The organism is Vreelandella arcis (assembly GCF_900103865.1).
Lineage (GTDB): Bacteria > Pseudomonadota > Gammaproteobacteria > Pseudomonadales > Halomonadaceae > Vreelandella > Vreelandella arcis.
Genome location: NZ_FNII01000013.1, coordinates 18,421 through 35,327 on the forward strand (window position 1 = coordinate 18,421; position 16,907 = coordinate 35,327).

15 protein-coding genes are annotated in these 16,907 nt (G+C 54.2%); 4 read left to right on the forward strand and 11 right to left on the reverse strand.

Annotation, left to right across the window (positions count from 1 at the left end; all coding sequences use genetic code 11):
- Positions 1-25 precede the first annotated feature (25 nt).
- The 4 genes from BLR97_RS14885 to BLR97_RS14900 all read right to left on the reverse strand — a co-directional run bounded on the left by BLR97_RS14885 (position 26) and on the right by BLR97_RS14900 (position 4,100).
- On the reverse strand, positions 26-1,351 hold the full coding sequence (locus BLR97_RS14885; protein ID WP_089707313.1) for a TRAP transporter large permease: 1,326 nt from the start codon (positions 1,349-1,351) through the stop codon (positions 26-28).
- Positions 1,348-1,863: a TRAP transporter small permease subunit gene (locus BLR97_RS14890; RefSeq protein ID WP_089707314.1), complete on the reverse strand. Its 516-nt coding sequence runs from the start codon at positions 1,861-1,863 to the stop codon at positions 1,348-1,350. The genes BLR97_RS14885 and BLR97_RS14890 overlap by 4 nt, the downstream gene beginning before the upstream one ends.
- An 84-nt stretch (positions 1,864-1,947) precedes the next feature.
- Positions 1,948-3,000: a type 2 periplasmic-binding domain-containing protein gene (locus BLR97_RS14895; RefSeq protein ID WP_089707315.1), complete on the reverse strand. Its 1,053-nt coding sequence runs from the start codon at positions 2,998-3,000 to the stop codon at positions 1,948-1,950.
- A 179-nt stretch (positions 3,001-3,179) separates the two neighbouring features.
- On the reverse strand, positions 3,180-4,100 hold the full coding sequence (locus BLR97_RS14900) for an EamA family transporter (protein ID WP_089707316.1): 921 nt from the start codon (positions 4,098-4,100) through the stop codon (positions 3,180-3,182).
- Between the two features lie 168 nt (positions 4,101-4,268).
- On the opposite strand from BLR97_RS14900, the gene BLR97_RS14905 reads away from it, so the two are divergent.
- The gene (locus BLR97_RS14905) at positions 4,269-5,453 is read left to right on the forward strand and encodes an acetate/propionate family kinase (RefSeq protein ID WP_089707317.1); all 1,185 of its coding nucleotides are present in this window, start codon (positions 4,269-4,271) and stop codon (positions 5,451-5,453) included.
- Positions 5,450-7,645, forward strand: a complete 2,196-nt coding sequence (gene pta, locus BLR97_RS14910; RefSeq protein ID WP_089707318.1) for a phosphate acetyltransferase — start codon at positions 5,450-5,452, stop codon at positions 7,643-7,645. The genes BLR97_RS14905 and pta overlap by 4 nt, the downstream gene beginning before the upstream one ends.
- Before the next feature lie 89 nt (positions 7,646-7,734).
- On the opposite strand, the gene BLR97_RS14915 is transcribed toward pta, so the two are convergent.
- The 7 genes from BLR97_RS14915 to BLR97_RS14945 all read right to left on the reverse strand — a co-directional run bounded on the left by BLR97_RS14915 (position 7,735) and on the right by BLR97_RS14945 (position 14,359).
- A complete protein-coding gene (locus tag BLR97_RS14915) occupies positions 7,735-8,340 on the reverse strand; it encodes a Yip1 family protein (protein WP_089707319.1) in 606 nt (201 codons plus the stop codon).
- Between the two features lie 118 nt (positions 8,341-8,458).
- Positions 8,459-9,400, reverse strand: a complete 942-nt coding sequence (cyoE, locus tag BLR97_RS14920; RefSeq protein ID WP_170833040.1) for a heme o synthase — start codon at positions 9,398-9,400, stop codon at positions 8,459-8,461.
- Complete coding sequence (gene cyoD, locus BLR97_RS14925) at positions 9,358-9,675, reverse strand: cytochrome o ubiquinol oxidase subunit IV (protein ID WP_089707321.1); 318 nt, start codon at positions 9,673-9,675, stop codon at positions 9,358-9,360. The genes cyoE and cyoD overlap by 43 nt, the downstream gene beginning before the upstream one ends.
- Position 9,676: 1 nt before the next feature.
- Positions 9,677-10,297: a cytochrome o ubiquinol oxidase subunit III gene (gene cyoC, locus BLR97_RS14930; RefSeq protein ID WP_089707322.1), complete on the reverse strand. Its 621-nt coding sequence runs from the start codon at positions 10,295-10,297 to the stop codon at positions 9,677-9,679.
- A 2-nt stretch (positions 10,298-10,299) separates the two neighbouring features.
- The gene (cyoB, locus tag BLR97_RS14935) at positions 10,300-12,339 is read right to left on the reverse strand and encodes a cytochrome o ubiquinol oxidase subunit I (protein ID WP_089707323.1); all 2,040 of its coding nucleotides are present in this window, start codon (positions 12,337-12,339) and stop codon (positions 10,300-10,302) included.
- Between the two features lie 3 nt (positions 12,340-12,342).
- Complete coding sequence (gene cyoA, locus BLR97_RS14940; protein WP_089707324.1) at positions 12,343-13,299, reverse strand: ubiquinol oxidase subunit II; 957 nt, start codon at positions 13,297-13,299, stop codon at positions 12,343-12,345.
- A 292-nt stretch (positions 13,300-13,591) separates the two neighbouring features.
- Complete coding sequence (locus BLR97_RS14945; RefSeq protein WP_089707325.1) at positions 13,592-14,359, reverse strand: DeoR/GlpR family DNA-binding transcription regulator; 768 nt, start codon at positions 14,357-14,359, stop codon at positions 13,592-13,594.
- Between the two features lie 335 nt (positions 14,360-14,694).
- Here BLR97_RS14945 and BLR97_RS14950 point away from each other — a divergent pair, with 335 nt between their 5' ends.
- On the forward strand, positions 14,695-15,522 hold the full coding sequence (locus tag BLR97_RS14950; protein WP_089707326.1) for an outer membrane protein OmpK: 828 nt from the start codon (positions 14,695-14,697) through the stop codon (positions 15,520-15,522).
- Positions 15,523-15,553: 31 nt separating this feature from the next.
- On the forward strand, positions 15,554-16,837 hold the full coding sequence (locus BLR97_RS14955) for a NupC/NupG family nucleoside CNT transporter (protein WP_089707327.1): 1,284 nt from the start codon (positions 15,554-15,556) through the stop codon (positions 16,835-16,837).
- The last annotated feature ends 70 nt before the right edge of the window (positions 16,838-16,907 follow it).

Consider the following 16,907-nt stretch of genomic DNA (forward strand, 5'->3'; position numbering starts at 1 on the left):
GCGGCATTTAGTTACCTGTGCTTCATTACCAGGAGGGCCCACTCATCGCATCGGGCAGCCAAAGCGCAATTGCTGGGAAGGCAAGTACCAAGGCAAGGACGACCAGTTGCGCGATGATAAACGGCACTACCCCTTTATACATATGCTTGAGCGTGACCTCTGGAGGCGTTATAGCACGCAAATAGAAAATCGCGGGTGCCAAGGGCGGCGTCAGATAACTGGTTTGCAGTACCACAAGGAAGGCAACGCAAAACCAAATTTCGTCAAAACCCAACATCCGCACAATGGGCATCGCCACCGGAATGATGATAAGCACGACAGAAATAAGATCCAGTACAAAACCGGCAATAAAAGCAATCAGCAGGATTAATCCCAAGATCATCCATGGGTTTAGTCCAGTATCCATCAACAACGACTGGACGGTTGCCATACCCCCAGAGGCGAAAAACACACCAGCGAACATACTACCGCCCAAGACGATCAATAAGATCATCGCCGAAATATTCATCGTCTTGATGGCAGACTGCCATAGTACGTCTCGTGTCAAGTTACGATAGGCAAGCGCTAGAATAACGGAGCCAAGCGCGCCGCAGGCGGCCGCTTCCGTGGGTGTAGCAAGACCCATTAAAATGGTGCCCAATACGGTGAATATCAGCAGCATGGTCGGCAACAACGCGACCAGCGTGATGCGCATTTTTTCTTGCCAGCTAATGTCAGACTCGTTTTGCTCGACGCGGGGTGCCATTTCCGGCCTGAAATAGGAAACACCAATGATGTATACCAAAAACATCACCGCCATCAAAAAGCCGGGTATTAGCAAGCCACTGAAAAGCGACCCAACTGAAACTCCGGCAACGGGGCCAAGCACCACCACGGTAATAGAGGGCGGAATAGCAGTACCTAACGAACCACTGGCACAAATGGTGCCTGACATAAGGCTTTTGCTGTAGTGATGCTTGAGCATGACGGGAATAGCAAGCATCCCGATAACCGCTTCTGTTGCACCGACCACACCGCTAGAGGCGGCAAACAGGGTTCCCATAATAATCGCACCAACCCCTAAGCCACCGGGTAAGCGCCGTGTCCATATATGGATCGCTTCAAATAAACGTTCAGCAATACCCGAGCGTTCCAACATCGCCCCCATAAAAATAAACAGGGGAACCGCTGCCAGAATAGAGTTGGAAGCCGTATCTTCAATTTTGGTGAGCAACTGATACGCCGCCACGTCACCGAACTGAATAATACCGAACCCGCTGGCAATCAAGATCATTGAAAAGGCAATGGGGAAGCCAGCAATGATAAACGCCATCAACGCAGGAAACATCAGCAACGCAAGATAACTACTCATGAGCCATTCTCCTCAACCTGCTGATGGCCAAAAGCAGTCATGACTGACCTGATTAATTCAGCTAACACCTGTAATGCTAAAAACAAAAAGCCAACAAACCACACCGTATAGATAGGCCAAACAACAGGATTCCAGGCGGATCGCCCTGACCGCTCATTGGTTTCAAAAGCTTGAAGAGCGTAAGCCGAAAGCTCCCATACAAGCCAAATAAGTAGCGGAAGAAACAGAAAATAACCGATCGCGTTGATAATGGCTTTTACGCGTTCACTCAATTGCATTGAAACAATATCGACACTGACATGCTGTCGCACGCGCAAGGCATTCGACATGCCTAGCATAAAGATTGCACCCATTACCATGTAACTGATTTCAAACGCCCATAAGGTTGGACGCCCCATCACATAGCGACTGAAAACTTCATACACCAAGGCCCCTATCAAGGGAAATATCAAAACAGCGCCTAGCCACCCCGACCATCGGGTTATTGATTCAATCGCATGAATAAGCTTCATAGTGGGTATCCATCGATCCGAAAAACAGAAAGTATAAACGCATAAAAGAGAGGCCTCGGGCCTCTCTTTTACTTAGTGTGGTGTTTATCGTCCCATGGTACCAATCGGCAGGCGATATTCCGGCCAAGCGCTCATAGTTTCTTTAAAATCTCTCTGTGATTCTAGAACACGAGCAAACCATTCATTATCTTCAGCGTACTCGTCTTCCCATTTAGCGGTTTCTTCATAAATCGTATCAATAAAGTCTTGATCAAGATGGACGATTTCATTCTCGCCACTAACAAGTTCTTCGTAGGCATCTAGATCATCATATGAACTCGCAAGCCAAGACTCAAAGACACTAAGCTTGCCTGCTAAGCGAAGGTTATCCTGCTCGTCTTCACTAAGGCCGGTCCAGACCTCTTCATTCACCTGGCACTCTAAAAAGCCACCTGACTGGTGAACACCCGGGACGATCACGTACTGGGCAACTTCTTGAAAACCAGTGGGACGATTCATCTCCGGGCTACCCCACTCAGCCGCATCAATCACGCCGCGCTCTAGGGCACTGTAAATATCACCGCCTGACATGACGACGGTAGACGCCCCAAGGCGTGAGGCCAGTTCCGACCATGCCCCGGACGTGCGCAACCGTAGGCCCTGGAAGTCTTCGAGTGTTTCAACCCGCTTGTTGGAGTGGAGGAAAATTTCGGTGCCAAGAATTGCACAAGGGAAGGCAACAACATCGAACATGTCTCGGCGATACTCTTCGTAGAGCTCCACACCGCCCCCTTGATACATCCACATCATGAACTCTTCAGGAGTTAGTCCACTGGAATGTCCTGCCAAGAGTGCTGTAGTAGGGTCAGTGCCATAATCATAATTAATGTAATTATGACTGATATCCGCGACACCGGATTTTACCGAGTTCGTCACTTTGAGAGCACTGCCGAGTGTTCCTCCGGGAAATATTTCAATTTCGATTTCCCCGCCTGAAAGATCATTAACGTGGTCGGCAAACATTTGGGCATCACGTTCAAGCCAAGGGCCGCCGCTCCATGGTGTCGCCATGCGCCAGTTAGTCTCAGCAGCACCAGCGGTAGTAGCCAATCCCACGCTTAGCCCAATAGCTAGTGCAATTTTGCTTTTCTTGTACATGGTAATTCCCCTTTTCAAGAAGGTTTTTGGTTGTTCGCTGGCTGCTAGTAATAATTATTGACTTACACCCTAGCAGTTTGTCGAGCGGGGAATTTGGCTCAAACTCCGAAAAAATGTGCTCATACTCAGAAATGCGGCGAAAATAAAGTGACATGCTTGGCAAGTATGCCATGCGCAAGCTAGCGGCGACGAGACAAACTCAGCACCATAATTCCCCCAACAACCACCGCACCACCGACTAGCTGACTAGGGCTGAGCATTTGCCCCAAGACGAAGTAACCAATCACTAACGAAGCCACCGGCTCAATGTTCATTACCGGCGCATTGCGCGCCATATCCAGGCGGGGAACAAAAATGAACAGCGTCGAAAACGCCGAGCCATAAAGCACCCCCAGTAACGCGAGGCCTAACCAGCCAGTATTGTTATCAGGCAAACTCATGCCCTCTGGCACCACACCGGCGATGCCGCCGATGATCATGGCGATAAACACGGTTTGCATGGTCAATAAACTGCGCAGCGTACTCCCCACCCGCGCCAAACGATGCTCGGTCGTCCACAGTGCGCAGGCGAAGGCAAACGCCGCCGTTAAGCCAAAACCGATGCCTGCCAGCCAGCCTGGGCCCATGCCCTCGGCGCTGGCAAACCAAGCGGGGATATCAAGCACCACCAGAAGGCCGATCAAAATCGTGCCCATAATGATGCAGCTGCGCAGTGTCGGGCGGGGGCCGCCCAATGCCCAGCTAAGCAGGGCCAGCTGTATCGGGAAGGTGTTCACCAGCAGTAAAGCGATAACCACGGGCAACCGCGCCACGGCTGAGTATAGGCACACGCTTTGCACCGTGATGCATAGCCCAACGGCCAGTTGCCACCGCCAGGTGCCGGGCGGTAACCAAAGGCGTTTTTTTTGCGCCAGAACCAGGCCGAGTAAGATCAAACAGGCGACCCCGGAACGGGTCAGCACTGCAAGAAGAAGCCCAGTACCATTATCGAACGCCAGTCTTGCCGAGACATGGTTGGCCGCAAACATGGTAGCCACTGTCATTAATAATAGGATAGCCAGATGGCGGGGAAGAAAAGACGGCAGCGAAGGGGGTTGCATAGTAACGGCGGGCTCTTTTTTCTGATGATGAAGTACGGTCACGACAAAACCTAGCATGCCGCGATTTTAGCTAGAAGGCTAACCACATTTATAAGCTGATCATCGCCAACGCCGCATGTTAAACTAAAGTCTAAACCACATTACTACTCTGAGTAGCAAAAGGCATCTATGAACGCATCGGTATTGGTCATAAACTGTGGCTCTTCCTCGATCAAATACGCCTTGATTGAGGCAGACCCGCAGGCACCACGGCTTGGCGGTATCGCCGAGCGTTTGGGAAGCGCCGATGCACGTTTAAAAGGCAACGATAGCAACGGCGAGTCTTTTACCAAACCGTTACCGTCGGCTGATCATACCCAGGCACTCAGCGCTATTCTAACGAGTTTGGAAGGCCGTGAACCCACGGCCGTTGGCCACCGCATCGTGCATGGCGGCGAGCATTTTACCCAAGCAGCCTTGATCGACGCGCATGTCATCTCGGCCATTCAAGCGACCGCCGCCCTGGCACCGCTGCATAACCCAGCGAACCTGGCAGGCATTGCCGCTACCCAAAAGGTGTTTCCCAACCTTCCCCAGGTTGCGGTTTTCGATACCGCCTTTCACCAAACGCTGCCACCGCACGCCTACCGCTACGCGCTGCCGGAAGCGCTGTATACTGACCACGGCATTCGCCGTTACGGCTTTCATGGCACCAGCCACGCTTACGTTAGCCAGCGGGCGGGCGAACTGAGTAGCCGTGGCGCAGGCGGCTGGCTGACCGCGCATTTGGGCAACGGCTGTTCCACCAGTGCCGTTTGGCATAACCAGAGCCTGGATACCAGTATGGGCTTAACGCCTTTGGAAGGGCTGGTTATGGGCACCCGCAGTGGCGATGTTGACCCAGGGCTTCACGCCCACCTTCACCACCAACTTGGCTGGTCGCTGGATGAGATCGATAACGTCCTCAATAAGCAGAGCGGGCTGCTGGGCCTATCTGGCCTGACCAACGATATGCGCGAAATCGAACAGGCCGCCGAACAAGGACATGCCGGTGCCGCCCTGGCGTTAGATGTGTTTTGTTACCGAATCGCTAAGTCTCTCGCCGGACTGTCCTGCGCCCTGCCCCAGTTGGACGGGGTCATCTTCACCGGCGGCATCGGGGAAAACTCGCCGCAGGTGCGCCGCCGGGTGGTCAGCCTATTACCCCACTTTGGCTTTGCGCTGGACGAGGCTCGCAACGCGGCGCTCATTCGGGGTAAAGAAGGTAAGTTGGACAGCGCCCACCACACGGGCCCCGAACTATGGGTGATCCCCACCGACGAGGAAGGCCGCATTGCCATGGAAACCCGCCACTGCTTGGAGGCCCACGCATGAACACCCCCGCTGACGCACCGCAGGCCATTTTATTGGTACCTACCAGCCAGGGCGCAGGGCTAACCTCCGCCTGTTTGGGTTTGATCCAAGCTCTCGACACCATTGGCCTTAAAGCGGGCTTTTTAAAACCGTTCATGCAAAACGAGTTGAACGGTCCGGGACTTGACCGCTCAACGGCGCTGGTCTCACGCACCTTAAACCAGCGCCCGCCCTCGCCGATTTCCCAGGCTAGGTTAGAGCGTTTGCTGCGCGACAACCAAACCGACGAGCTGATGGAAAACGTCATTGAGCTTTACGATCAGGTCGCTCATCAAGCCTACCGCGATGGCAGCCCGCTGGATTTAGTGGTCGTTGAAGGCGTCGTGCCCACCCAACTCACCACCTACGCGACCCAGACCAACGTTCAGCTCGCCCATGCGCTTAACGCACGCATTATTTTGGTGGGTACTGGTGACTTGGATGACCCCCAGCAGCTCGCCGAGCAGTTGGATATGCACGCCAGAAGCTTCGGCGGGATTAGCTCCAGCCGCACGCTGGGCGGTATCTTAATGCGCATGAAAAACTTACCCTATGCGCAGGAGGATGATCTTTCCGCCGCGCCGGGCACCATCAAACCCCAGCTTGAAGCACCGCTACTCGACGAACTACGGCGTTATTCGCCGTCGCTTGCCACCGATAAGTTTCACCTGATAGGCGTCGTCCCCTACAGCAGAACGCTAAGTGCCCCGCGCACACTGGACGTCGCCCGGGCGCTTAATGCTAAATTGCTTAATGAAGGCGATGCCGCCAGCCGTCGGGTACTTTCTACTAGTTTATGCGCGCGGAGCGCGGCGAATGCGCTGCACATCTTTACGCCTGGCAGCTTGGTGGTAGCCTCCGGCGACCGCGATGATGTGGTGCTGGCCTCCGCGCTCGCCACAATGAACGGTACCCGGCTCGCGGGCGTCTTGCTTACCAACGGGTTCATGCCTAACGACGACATGATTGAGATGTGTCGGCCCGCGCTAAAAACCGGCCTACCGGTACTCGCCGTCGACACCGACAGCCTGACCACCGCTCAACATTTAAGCCAGTTGAGCAGCGAAATCCCCATGGACGACTTCGAACGCGCCGAACAAGTGGCCCGCTATGTCGCCGCGCATATCGATCTGGACTGGTTAAAAGCCAACCTCAGCCGTGGCTACACACACCGGCTATCGCCTTCTGCGTTTCGGCACCAGTTGGTTAAGCTTGCCCAGCAAGCGAATAAGCGCATTGTGCTACCCGAAGGCGATGAGCCCCGGACCATTGAAGCCGCGATTGTTTGCCAGCGGCGTGGCATCGCCAACTGCGTGCTGCTGGGTAAACGCGATGACATTGAAAGCGTGGCGCGTAACCGCGGGCTTACCATTCCCGAAGAGCTAACGATTATTGATCCCGAAAGCACTCGCGCCAATTATATAGGCTCCATGGTTGAACGTCGTCGCGGCAAGCTCAACGCGCTAACCGCCGAAGCGCAGCTGCAAGATAACGTGGTGCTGGGCACCATGATGCTGCAGTTGGATGAGGTGGACGGCCTGGTATCCGGAGCGATTCACACCACGGCGAACACCGTGCGACCCGCCTTCCAGTTGATCAAGACCGCGCCGGGCTACCATCAGGTGTCGTCGATATTCTTTATGCTGCTGCCCGAGCAAGTGGTGGTCTACGGTGATTGTGCCGTTAACCCCGACCCCGACGCCGAAACACTGGCCGAAATCGCCTTGCAAAGTGCCCACTCGGCGCAGGCATTTGGCATAGAGCCGCGCGTGGCCATGATCAGCTACTCAACGGGTGATTCGGGTACCGGCGCCGATGTCGATAAAGTGCGGGAGGCCACGCGCATCGCCAAACAGCGTGCGCCCGATTTGCTCATCGACGGGCCGCTGCAATACGACGCCGCTGCGATTGAGAGTGTTGGTAAGCAAAAAGCGCCCGATTCACCGGTGGCCGGTAACGCAACGGTGTTTGTGTTCCCCGACCTCAACACGGGTAACACCACCTACAAGGCAGTGCAGCGTAGTGCCCGCGTGGTCAGTGTCGGCCCCATGCTGCAGGGTTTGAATAAGCCGGTAAACGACCTGTCCCGCGGTGCGATGGTCGACGACATTGTCTATACCATCGCCCTGACGGCCATTCAGGCCAGTCAGCGCACAGCCACGGCAGACTCATAGCGTCGAGACGCCATCGCCGCCCCATCGTGACCGACTGAGGCGGTGGGCAGTCAATTGCCAAGTAGGCGTAGCGAAGATGGCTTTAGAGGTTACTGAAGGATGCTCAGGATAATCTGCTCGCCGTAGCCCCACAGCAGCACCGTCGCGGCCAACAACATCTCGAGCACCAGCACGCCGATCGCCAGCGTAGCACTGGAAACGATGAAACCCTGCTCATCAGAAATATCCAGGAAATTCGGTATCCCGACGTAAAGCAGATAACCCGACCAACAGAGTCCAATCACACCGGCCAGCAGGCAGAGCCAGACGATGGGATATAGGGCGACAATGCCGCTGAGTAACATTGGGGTAGCGACGTAACCTGCAAACTTTACGCAGCGCCGACGATTCGGGGGATCAACAAAACGTTGGGCCATCCAGTGAATAACGTTGCCCATGAACAACACGGCCGCCAGGATGACCAGGTAGAACACGATGCCCGCATAAAAGGCATCCAGCATACTAAGCTGAATGGTGCGCTCGGCGCCGAGCCCCCAGCCAAATTGCGTGGTACCAATGAAGGAACAAACAACGGGTACTGCGCTTAGAATAAGCACGTGATGAGCATAAAGGTGAAACACCGTTTCGTGCTCATCGTGCATCTGTTTCCATTCGCGCTGAGGATGGGCCATTAAGCCCCAGACGTGTGTCAGCATGGGTACGTCTCCTACTGTCCTTATTATTCTAACCGACAGTATAGCCGGTCAAGCCCAAATCGGGCTTACAGACAGTATAGACAGGAGCATTGCACTCCTGCCTAATTTCTGACGTACTTCATAACCAACGGTTTAACAACGGTGGCAACGACAGCAGGCTGGCATCCAACGACATGGCAACACTGAGCGCTGTAATCGCCAGAATCGAGACGCCGAATACGCGCCTGGCCCAGCGGACTTCATCGCTTCCGTGATAACCCTGCACGGCTTGGTAAAGCCAATAGCTCCCCATGACCAACGCGACAATCAGGTAACCAATACCCGCGTAACCGGCCAGCGCCAAAGCAAGCGACGCAGCAATAAACGCGACAATATAGCCAAGGATATAGCGGCGGGCCGAAGCAATACCGCGTACGACCGGCAGAACCGGAATCGAAGCGGCGCGATAATCATCCATCCGGAAAATCGCAATCGCATAGGAATGCGGCATTTGCCAAAGACAGAAGATTAACAGTAGCGTCAGCGCTCCAGCGTCCAGTTGGTTAGTCACAGCGCAGTAACCCACCACCGGCGGTATTGCACCTGAAAGACTGCCAACCAAGGTTCCGAACTCTGAGTGGCGCTTCATGTAAAGGCTATAGGCCCCTACATAAATGGCATAGCCAAAGCCTGCCAGGGCAACCGTCAAACCATTGGTACCCAGTGCCAACACGGTAAAACCTACAATACCCAGCAACGTTGCAAAGCAAAGTGCCGCAAACGGCGTAATGCGGCCCTGTACCAGAGCCCGCGTACGCGTGCGGCTCATCACCGCGTCGATATCGCGATCAATCACATTATTGAAGGCACAGCCTGACGCAATTACTAACGCCAGGCCCACCACCGCGCTCATAAACAGTAGCAAATCAAAATCGCCGCGGGCGGCTAAGAAATAGCCGCCCATGACCGAAATCGTATTACCACCAATGATGCCCGGTTTGGTGAGGGCGAAATAATCGCCCATTTTAGCCATACGCGTTACCCGATGCTCAGATTGAGGTGCAGGTGATGCATGATCCACAACGAACCTCCAACAACCAGGCCGAGAATAATCAAGGTAAAGACAAAGGACATGAAATTCCAGCCTTCCTCTTGCTTGGTGTCCATGTGCATGAACATCACCAGCTGTACCAATATCTGAGCAACAGCGGTAATTACGATCGTCCAAACGGTGGCATTCAAGCTCAGCGCGCCGCTCATTACCGCCGCGAAGGGGATAATGGTCAGCACAATGGACAGAACCAGCCCCGTCACATAAGACTTAACGCTGCCGTGTGCAGTGGGTGAGTCTTTCATATTACAGAGCCCCCATCAGGTAGACGAACGAAAATACGCAAATCCACACGATATCCAGGAAGTGCCAGAACAAACTGAGGCACAAAATGCGCGGGCGTGTCATATCGTTAAGACCCTTGGTACGCAACTGATAGAGTACCACCAGGATCCAGACCAGCCCGAAGGTTACGTGCAGACCGTGTGTGCCAACCAATGTAAAGAAGGCAGATAAAAAGGCGCTGCGATCAGGCCCGTAGCCGAGATGAATGAGATGCTGAAACTCATAAATCTCCATGGCAATAAAGGCTGCCCCCAGCACGAAGGTGATCCAAAGCCATTTCTTGACTTTGTCGACCTTCTCGGCGGTCATTGCCAGCACCGCCATGCCGTAGGTAAAACTACTAATCAACAGTGCAAATGTACCGGCCAAAATCAGCGGTAGATCAAAGATCTCGGAGCCGTCGGGTCCACCGGCCGTGCCCCGAAGGAGCACGGCGAAGGTAGCGAATAGTGTTCCGAAGATCACCAAGTCGCTCATTAGGTAAACCCAGAAACCGAACACCTTGATGCTGCCGGTATCGTGGTGATCATGCGTTTCTGGATGCGCGTGATCGTCGTGGTTACTTACTGCTTCGCTCGCCATGGTTACCCCTGCATCCGAACCTGTAGATGAGACGCTTCTTCGGGATGCTGCTTGACCCACTCCCGATACTCTTCGAGGCGCTGCTTGTGCTCATTCTCAATACGTTCGACTTCAGCCGCCGGCACGTAGTAATCAATGTCGTCATTGGCTACGCGGGCGATAAAGGCAACAAACATACCGATACCACCGACAATCGCCAGCCACCAGATATGCCATACCAGGGCAAAACCAAAGATCAACGAGAACAGGCTGATCACCGGTCCAGCAATGGTGTTGCGCGGCATATGGATGTCTTGGTAAGGCCCAGTGCCAATTGCTTCACGCCCTTCTTGCTTCTGACGCCAGAAATCATCGATACCACTGATTTTTGGCAGGTGCGCAAAGTTGTAGAAAGGCGCAGGAGAGGACGTTGCCCACTCCAGGGTACGGCCATCCCAAGGGTCACCGCTCATGTCGGCATACTTCATGCTATGACGGTTCTTGATGCTGACCGCTACCATGATCAATGTCGATAAGATACCCATCAGGATAATACAGGCGCCGATAAAGGCGACGATCATCATCGGCTGCCACTCGGTGGGCCCGTAGGAGGACATGCGACGCACGGCCCCATCGAAGCTGAGCACATAGAGCGGCATAAAGGCCATGAGAAAGCCGATCAACCAGCACCAGAAGCTGCGCTTGCCCCACTTTTCGTCGAGCTTGAAGCCAAACGCCTTCGGGAACCAGTAGTACATTCCCGCCATCATCCCGAAGACCACGCCGCCGATAATCACGTTGTGGAAGTGGGCGATAACGAACAGGCTGTTATGCAGCACGAAGTTGGCCGCCGGCACCGACAGCATGACACCGGTCATACCACCGATGGTAAAGACGATGATGAAGCCGATGAGCCACAGCATGGGCACTGACATTTCAATACTGCCGCGGTACATGGTGAACAGCCAGTTGAACACCTTCACACCCGTGGGGATGGCGATGATCATCGTCATGATGCCGAAGAAGGCATTGACGTTGGCCCCCGCACCCATGGTGAAGAAGTGGTGCAGCCATACGACAAACGACAGAATCGTAATCGCGACGGTGGCCCATACCATGGTGTGGTAGCCGAACAGCCGTTTGCGGGCGTACGTCGCCACGACCTCGGAGAACACCCCGAAGGCCGGCAGAATCAAGATGTACACCTCAGGATGGCCCCAGGCCCAGATGAGGTTGACGTACATCATCACGTTGCCGCCAAGATCGTTGGTGAAGAAGTTCATCCCCAGGTAGCGATCAAGGGTCAGCAGCGCAATCGTCGCGGTCAGAATCGGGAACGACGCGATGATCAGCACGTTGGCGCACAGCGACGTCCAGGTGAAGATCGGCATGCGGAACATTTTCATGCCCGGCGCACGCATTTTCAGGATCGTCACGAAGAAGTTGATACCTGTCAACGTGGTCCCTACCCCAGATATCTGCAACGCCCATATCCAGTAATCGACCCCTACCCCGGGACTGTACTCAATCCCCGAGAGAGGCGCATAGGCCAACCAGCCGGTGGTACCAAACTCACCGATAAACAGAGATAGGTTGACGATCATCGCACCGGATACAAACAACCAAAAGCTGAGGTTGTTCAGGAACGGGTAGGCAACGTCGCGGGCACCGATCTGAAGCGGCACGATCAGGTTCATCAAGCCGATGACCATGGGCATGGCCACGAAGAAGATCATGATGACGCCGTGAGTCGTGAACAGCTGGTCGTAGTGCTCCGGCGGCAGGAAGCCTTCTGCCCCGCCGGATGCAATCGCTAGCTGCGCACGCATCATCAGGGCTTCACCAATACCGCGAACCAGCATCACCAGGGCCACGATAAAGTACATGATCCCGATTTTCTTGTGGTCGACCGAGGTCACCCACTCGCTCCACAGGTAGCCCCACTTACGGTAGTAGGTAACACCCCCTAACACTACGGCTCCGCCCAAGGCGGTCATGATCATCAGCGATACGATGATGGGATCGTAAAAGGGGATCGAGTCTAAACCGAGTTTTCCAAACATAGTTTACTCCGCTGCCTCCGCGTTCATCGCCATATCGCCGTCCTGCTCTTGATGATCGCTACTGGCATGTTTGTATCCGGTCTCATCAGGCAACACCTCAACAGGCTCACCGCTGTGGTAAACGTTCAGGATGTCGTCATAGAGGGTTGGCGATACTTCAGAGAAGTACTCGACCGGATGATTACGGCTTGGCTTTAACAGCTCGCGATAGCCATCGTCGAAGCTTATCGATTTGGAGGACTCTTTAACTTCTGCCACCCACTCATCGAAGCCATCTTCAGATGTTACATGGGCGTCAAAAGTCATGCCCGAGAAGCCCGAACCACTGTAGTTGGTAGAGCGACCTGGGTAAGTGCCTTCCTCATCAGCAATCAGATGGACGTCGTTATCCATACCCGCCATGGCATAAATCTGGCTGCCGAGATCAGGGATGAAGAATGAGTTCATCACCGATGCAGAGCTCACCTTGAAACGTACCGGTGTATCCGCAGGGAAGGCCAACTCATTAACCGTGGCAATGCCTTGCTCGGGATAGATAAACAGCCATTTCCAATCCATCGACACGGCCTGAATTTCCATCGTTTCTTCGCCATCTTCCGCAATGGGCTTGTGTGGATCCAAGCTATTCGAGGTATACCACGTCAAACCTGCGAGGAAGAGAACGATAACGCAAGGAATCAGCCACACCACCACTTCTACCCAGGTGTTGTGCGCCCAATCAGGCGTGTAGGCAGCATTATGGTTGCCACGACGGTAGCGCCATGCAAAGAACAACGTCATCCCGATAACGGGAATAACGACGATCTGCATGATGCCGAACGCTGTCAGTATCAGGGTGCGTTGCTCTTCGCCGATCTGACCCTTAGGATCCATCAGCGCTGAGCTACAACCACCCAGCAATAAAAATAAAGAAAGCAACAGTAGAAGACCTGCCGCTTTGGCGTAGAGGTTTTTTCTCATGTTACGACCTCGTCAGGGCTGGGAGGCAAACATTGTGAACAAGCTGCTAAGTAGCAAGCTAACAAAGTCTCTTGAGCAAACGCAGCCGATAAACAACCGCTTATCGTCAGCATCTGATCGCGAGAGAGGATCGTTTGGCAGGCTAACGCCAAACACAATTACCGCAGTCGCCGGCTATTCTCGCATCAATGACGCAGAAGAGAAGAGACGATTTGCCGCAGGTAAACGCGGCGGATTTTGCCACGAATGACCCGCCGCTTAAAGGTAACTTGGCTATTTTAATCAAAAAACGCTACGGAGCCGTGATCGTCGGTTGTCCGCTGTGCTCATCGCGTAGCAACGCAGGCGCGTCGTCGTCGTCGGTCACCACCACATCAAACTCATTGACCGAGGCAAAATACGCCGGACGAACCACCCCGAATTTACTCGCATCTACGACCAATAGACGCTGCATGGCCGCCGCCATCGCCGCCTGCTTAGGCACCACTTCATGAAAATGGAAACAGCTTACCCCGCGTTGAAGATCCACGCCTGCCGCCGAGATAAACGCTTTATTAATACCCAGTCGCTCAATCGACTCGGCCATGGTATCGCTGGCAAAGGACTGGGAGGTCGGGTAAAAAAGTCCGCCGAGCATCACCAGCCGCACGTTAGGCAACACCGCCACGGCATTTGCCACATTCAGCGCATAGGTAATCACGGTCAGCTCACGAAACTCACTCAACTGGTTCATTAGCGGCATTAAGGTAGAGCCGCAGTCAATGAACAGCGTGTCACCCTCCTCAATGAATCGCCGCGCTCGCTGGCAAAGGCGGCTTTTGGCCTGGTAGTGACTGGCTTGCTGCTCGGTTAGGTCGTACACCGGTGTGACACCCGGCGTATGTGCCATCACTAATCGGCCACCCAGTAAACTGATGACTTGCGGGTGAGCGTTAACATCGCGACGAATAGTCATTTCAGACACGCCGCACAGCTCAGCCGCATCGCGTAAATGCAATGTGCCGCCGCTGGCTAGCGCCTCCTGCAACGTTGCTAAGCGCAACGCGCTACGGTCTTTCATTGACAGCTTCTCCTGGTAACGGCCTGTTATTTGTTGGGTGGGCCTAGGTTAACGCTGAGGGCTTTCATTCTTGCCGTTGAATATCTTCCCCTATGCTGAGCGAGCGCTCACGGAATTACCATTCCACTAACGGATTCCAAGACGCATGTCAGCCTTTTTTCATTTAAAAACCGTTGGCGTGATAAAAGTTGCAAATTGGCGTTAGAAAAACAACACTAAATGTTATAATTTTAACATTACAATTCAACAAACCCGCTGACTCGGGTAAACGCCAGCCCTCACGTCCGTCGTAGAGGCGGATCAAAACTGCAATTAACAAACCTGTTGAGGCTTCCATGACTGCTCGTACTTATTTTACCACTGCGCTTCTCTCGCGCGCGTCGCTTACAGCATTGAGCGCTGGCGTATTAATGGCCGGTGCCGCCAGTACCGCCAACGCGGATACCTTTGACCCCATCTGGTCCTTTGCCAATGTATCGGTCAACTACCTTGACTGGTCCGACGGCACCGAAGACCGCAGCGGTAAAAGCGATTTCATGTTTCTCGAAATTGAAGGCGGCGTCGGCTATGAATGGGGTGAGTTCTACGGTTTCTTTGATTTCGAGAACCCGACCAACGACCAGTTCGACGAAGCCAGCGGTGGTGCCGACAATTTCCGCACGGCGGGCAAGCTGACCTCACATATCTATCTGGGCGATAGCCCGCTGTCGTTTTATGCCCATCTGTATGATTTCCGCGACTACGGCTTTGACATCCGCGAGCAAGACCAAATCCTCGGCCTGGGGTATTTAGCCAATTTTGATAACGGCCTGTGGTTCAAGCCGTTTCTAGGTGCTGCGCGAGTGCAAAGTAACGGCTACACCGGCTCGAACGGCTTTATGGCCGGCTGGGTCGCCGGTTATGATTTCAATGCGTTCGGGCAGCAGTTTGGCGTCACCAACTGGCACGAGCAGACCTTTGGCCGCGACGACGAGTACCTTGAACAGAACTACGTTGGTGGTAAAGCAGACAGCGTGGGCACCAACGGGGCCGTTAGCCTGTGGTGGCACCCATCAGAACTAATCACCACCGGTATCCAATACCGCTACTCTGATGAGAAGTTGGGTACGCCTAACAACTATCAGAATGCGATGATTTACACCGTAAAGCTCAACCTGCTGTAACAACGCCTAACGCGATGCGAAGGATCTCCTTATGACACTCCTGATGAGCTTGGTCGGCATGGTCACCTTGGTGACCATCGCCCTGATCTTTTCTTACGACCGCAAGTCGATTCGCTTACGCACGGTGCTCGGCGCGTTCGGCATTCAAGCGGGCATTGGGGCTTTTGTACTCTATGTTCCCTTTGGCCAGACGGTGTTGCAGACCATTTCCGCAGGCGTAAGCCAAATTCTTGTCTATGCCGACGATGGCATTAGCTTCCTGTTTGGCGGCCTGGCCGATGCCGACGAGGTGGGCTTTGTATTTGCCATTAAGGTATTACCGGTCATCATCTTTTTCTCTTCATTGATCGCGGTGCTGTATTATCTTGGCATTATGCAGTGGGTCATCCGCATTCTGGGTGGCGCGCTGCAAAAAGCACTGGGCACTTCGCGTACCGAGTCTCTCTCTGCCACAGCGAATATTTTCGTGGGCCAAACCGAAGCGCCCTTGGTGGTGCGTCCGTTTATCGCCCGCATGACGCCTTCTCAGCTATTTGCCGTGATGTGTGGTGGCTTGGCATCGGTGGCCGGGTCGGTATTGGCCGGCTACGCGGCGCTGGGGATCCCCATGGAGTACCTGGTGGCCGCCTCCTTTATGGCCGCACCCGGTGGCTTGCTGTTTGCTAAACTGATCATGCCGGAAACTCAGGATCCCAAGGATGCCGACAGCGTTTCCAAAGTAGAGGAAGAGCTTGACGAGCAGTCGGACAAGCCAAGCAACGTTCTCGACGCTGCGGCGACGGGCGCAACCTCAGGTCTGATGCTGGCGGCCAACGTGGGCGCGATGCTGCTGGCCTTCATCGCGCTGATCGCCCTGATCAACGGCATCCTCGGCGGCGTTGGCGGCTGGGTGGGCTTTGAGTCATTAAGCCTTGAGTGGATTTTGGGCTGGCTGTTTGCCCCGCTGGCGTTTTTACTGGGTGTACCCTGGGAAGAAGCCACCCTGGCCGGTTCGTTCATCGGCCAAAAATTGGTGGTCAATGAATTCGTCGCCTATATCAATCTTGCGCCCTATATTGAGGGTGAGCAGGTGGTAGCGGCCACTGGCCAAGTGATGACACCGCATACCATGGCGATTCTCTCCTTTGCTCTGTGCGGCTTTGCGAATTTATCGTCGATTGCGATTTTGCTGGGAGGCTTGGGCAGCATCGCACCGACACGCCGCAAAGAAATTGCTCGGTTTGGTGTCAAAGCCGTATTGGCTGGCACACTGTCTAACTTGATGTCGGCCTCCATTGCGGGCTTCTTTATTGCCCTGGGCAGCACCGCCTCCTAACGCAACCTACGATTGTTTCTCGGGCGCTGCTGTCACATACGGCAGTGCCCGTTTTTTTCAGATCATGATT

Bases quoted from the DNA above. Each gene is read 5' to 3' on its own strand.
- BLR97_RS14885 (WP_089707313.1), bottom strand. From the start codon at position 1,351: ATGAGTAGTTATCTTGCGTTGCTGATGTTTCCTGCGTTGATGGCGTTT.
- BLR97_RS14890 (WP_089707314.1), bottom strand. From the start codon at position 1,863: ATGAAGCTTATTCATGCGATTGAATCAATAACCCGATGGTCGGGGTGG.
- BLR97_RS14895 (WP_089707315.1), bottom strand. From the start codon at position 3,000: ATGTACAAGAAAAGCAAAATTGCACTAGCTATTGGGCTAAGCGTGGGA.
- BLR97_RS14900 (WP_089707316.1), bottom strand. From the start codon at position 4,100: ATGCAACCCCCTTCGCTGCCGTCTTTTCTTCCCCGCCATCTGGCTATC.
- BLR97_RS14905 (WP_089707317.1), top strand. From the start codon at position 4,269: ATGAACGCATCGGTATTGGTCATAAACTGTGGCTCTTCCTCGATCAAA.
- pta (WP_089707318.1), top strand. From the start codon at position 5,450: ATGAACACCCCCGCTGACGCACCGCAGGCCATTTTATTGGTACCTACC.
- BLR97_RS14915 (WP_089707319.1), bottom strand. From the start codon at position 8,340: ATGCTGACACACGTCTGGGGCTTAATGGCCCATCCTCAGCGCGAATGG.
- cyoD (WP_089707321.1), bottom strand. From the start codon at position 9,675: ATGAAAGACTCACCCACTGCACACGGCAGCGTTAAGTCTTATGTGACG.
- cyoC (WP_089707322.1), bottom strand. From the start codon at position 10,297: ATGGCGAGCGAAGCAGTAAGTAACCACGACGATCACGCGCATCCAGAA.
- cyoB (WP_089707323.1), bottom strand. From the start codon at position 12,339: ATGTTTGGAAAACTCGGTTTAGACTCGATCCCCTTTTACGATCCCATC.
- cyoA (WP_089707324.1), bottom strand. From the start codon at position 13,299: ATGAGAAAAAACCTCTACGCCAAAGCGGCAGGTCTTCTACTGTTGCTT.
- BLR97_RS14945 (WP_089707325.1), bottom strand. From the start codon at position 14,359: ATGAAAGACCGTAGCGCGTTGCGCTTAGCAACGTTGCAGGAGGCGCTA.
- BLR97_RS14950 (WP_089707326.1), top strand. From the start codon at position 14,695: ATGACTGCTCGTACTTATTTTACCACTGCGCTTCTCTCGCGCGCGTCG.
- BLR97_RS14955 (WP_089707327.1), top strand. From the start codon at position 15,554: ATGACACTCCTGATGAGCTTGGTCGGCATGGTCACCTTGGTGACCATC.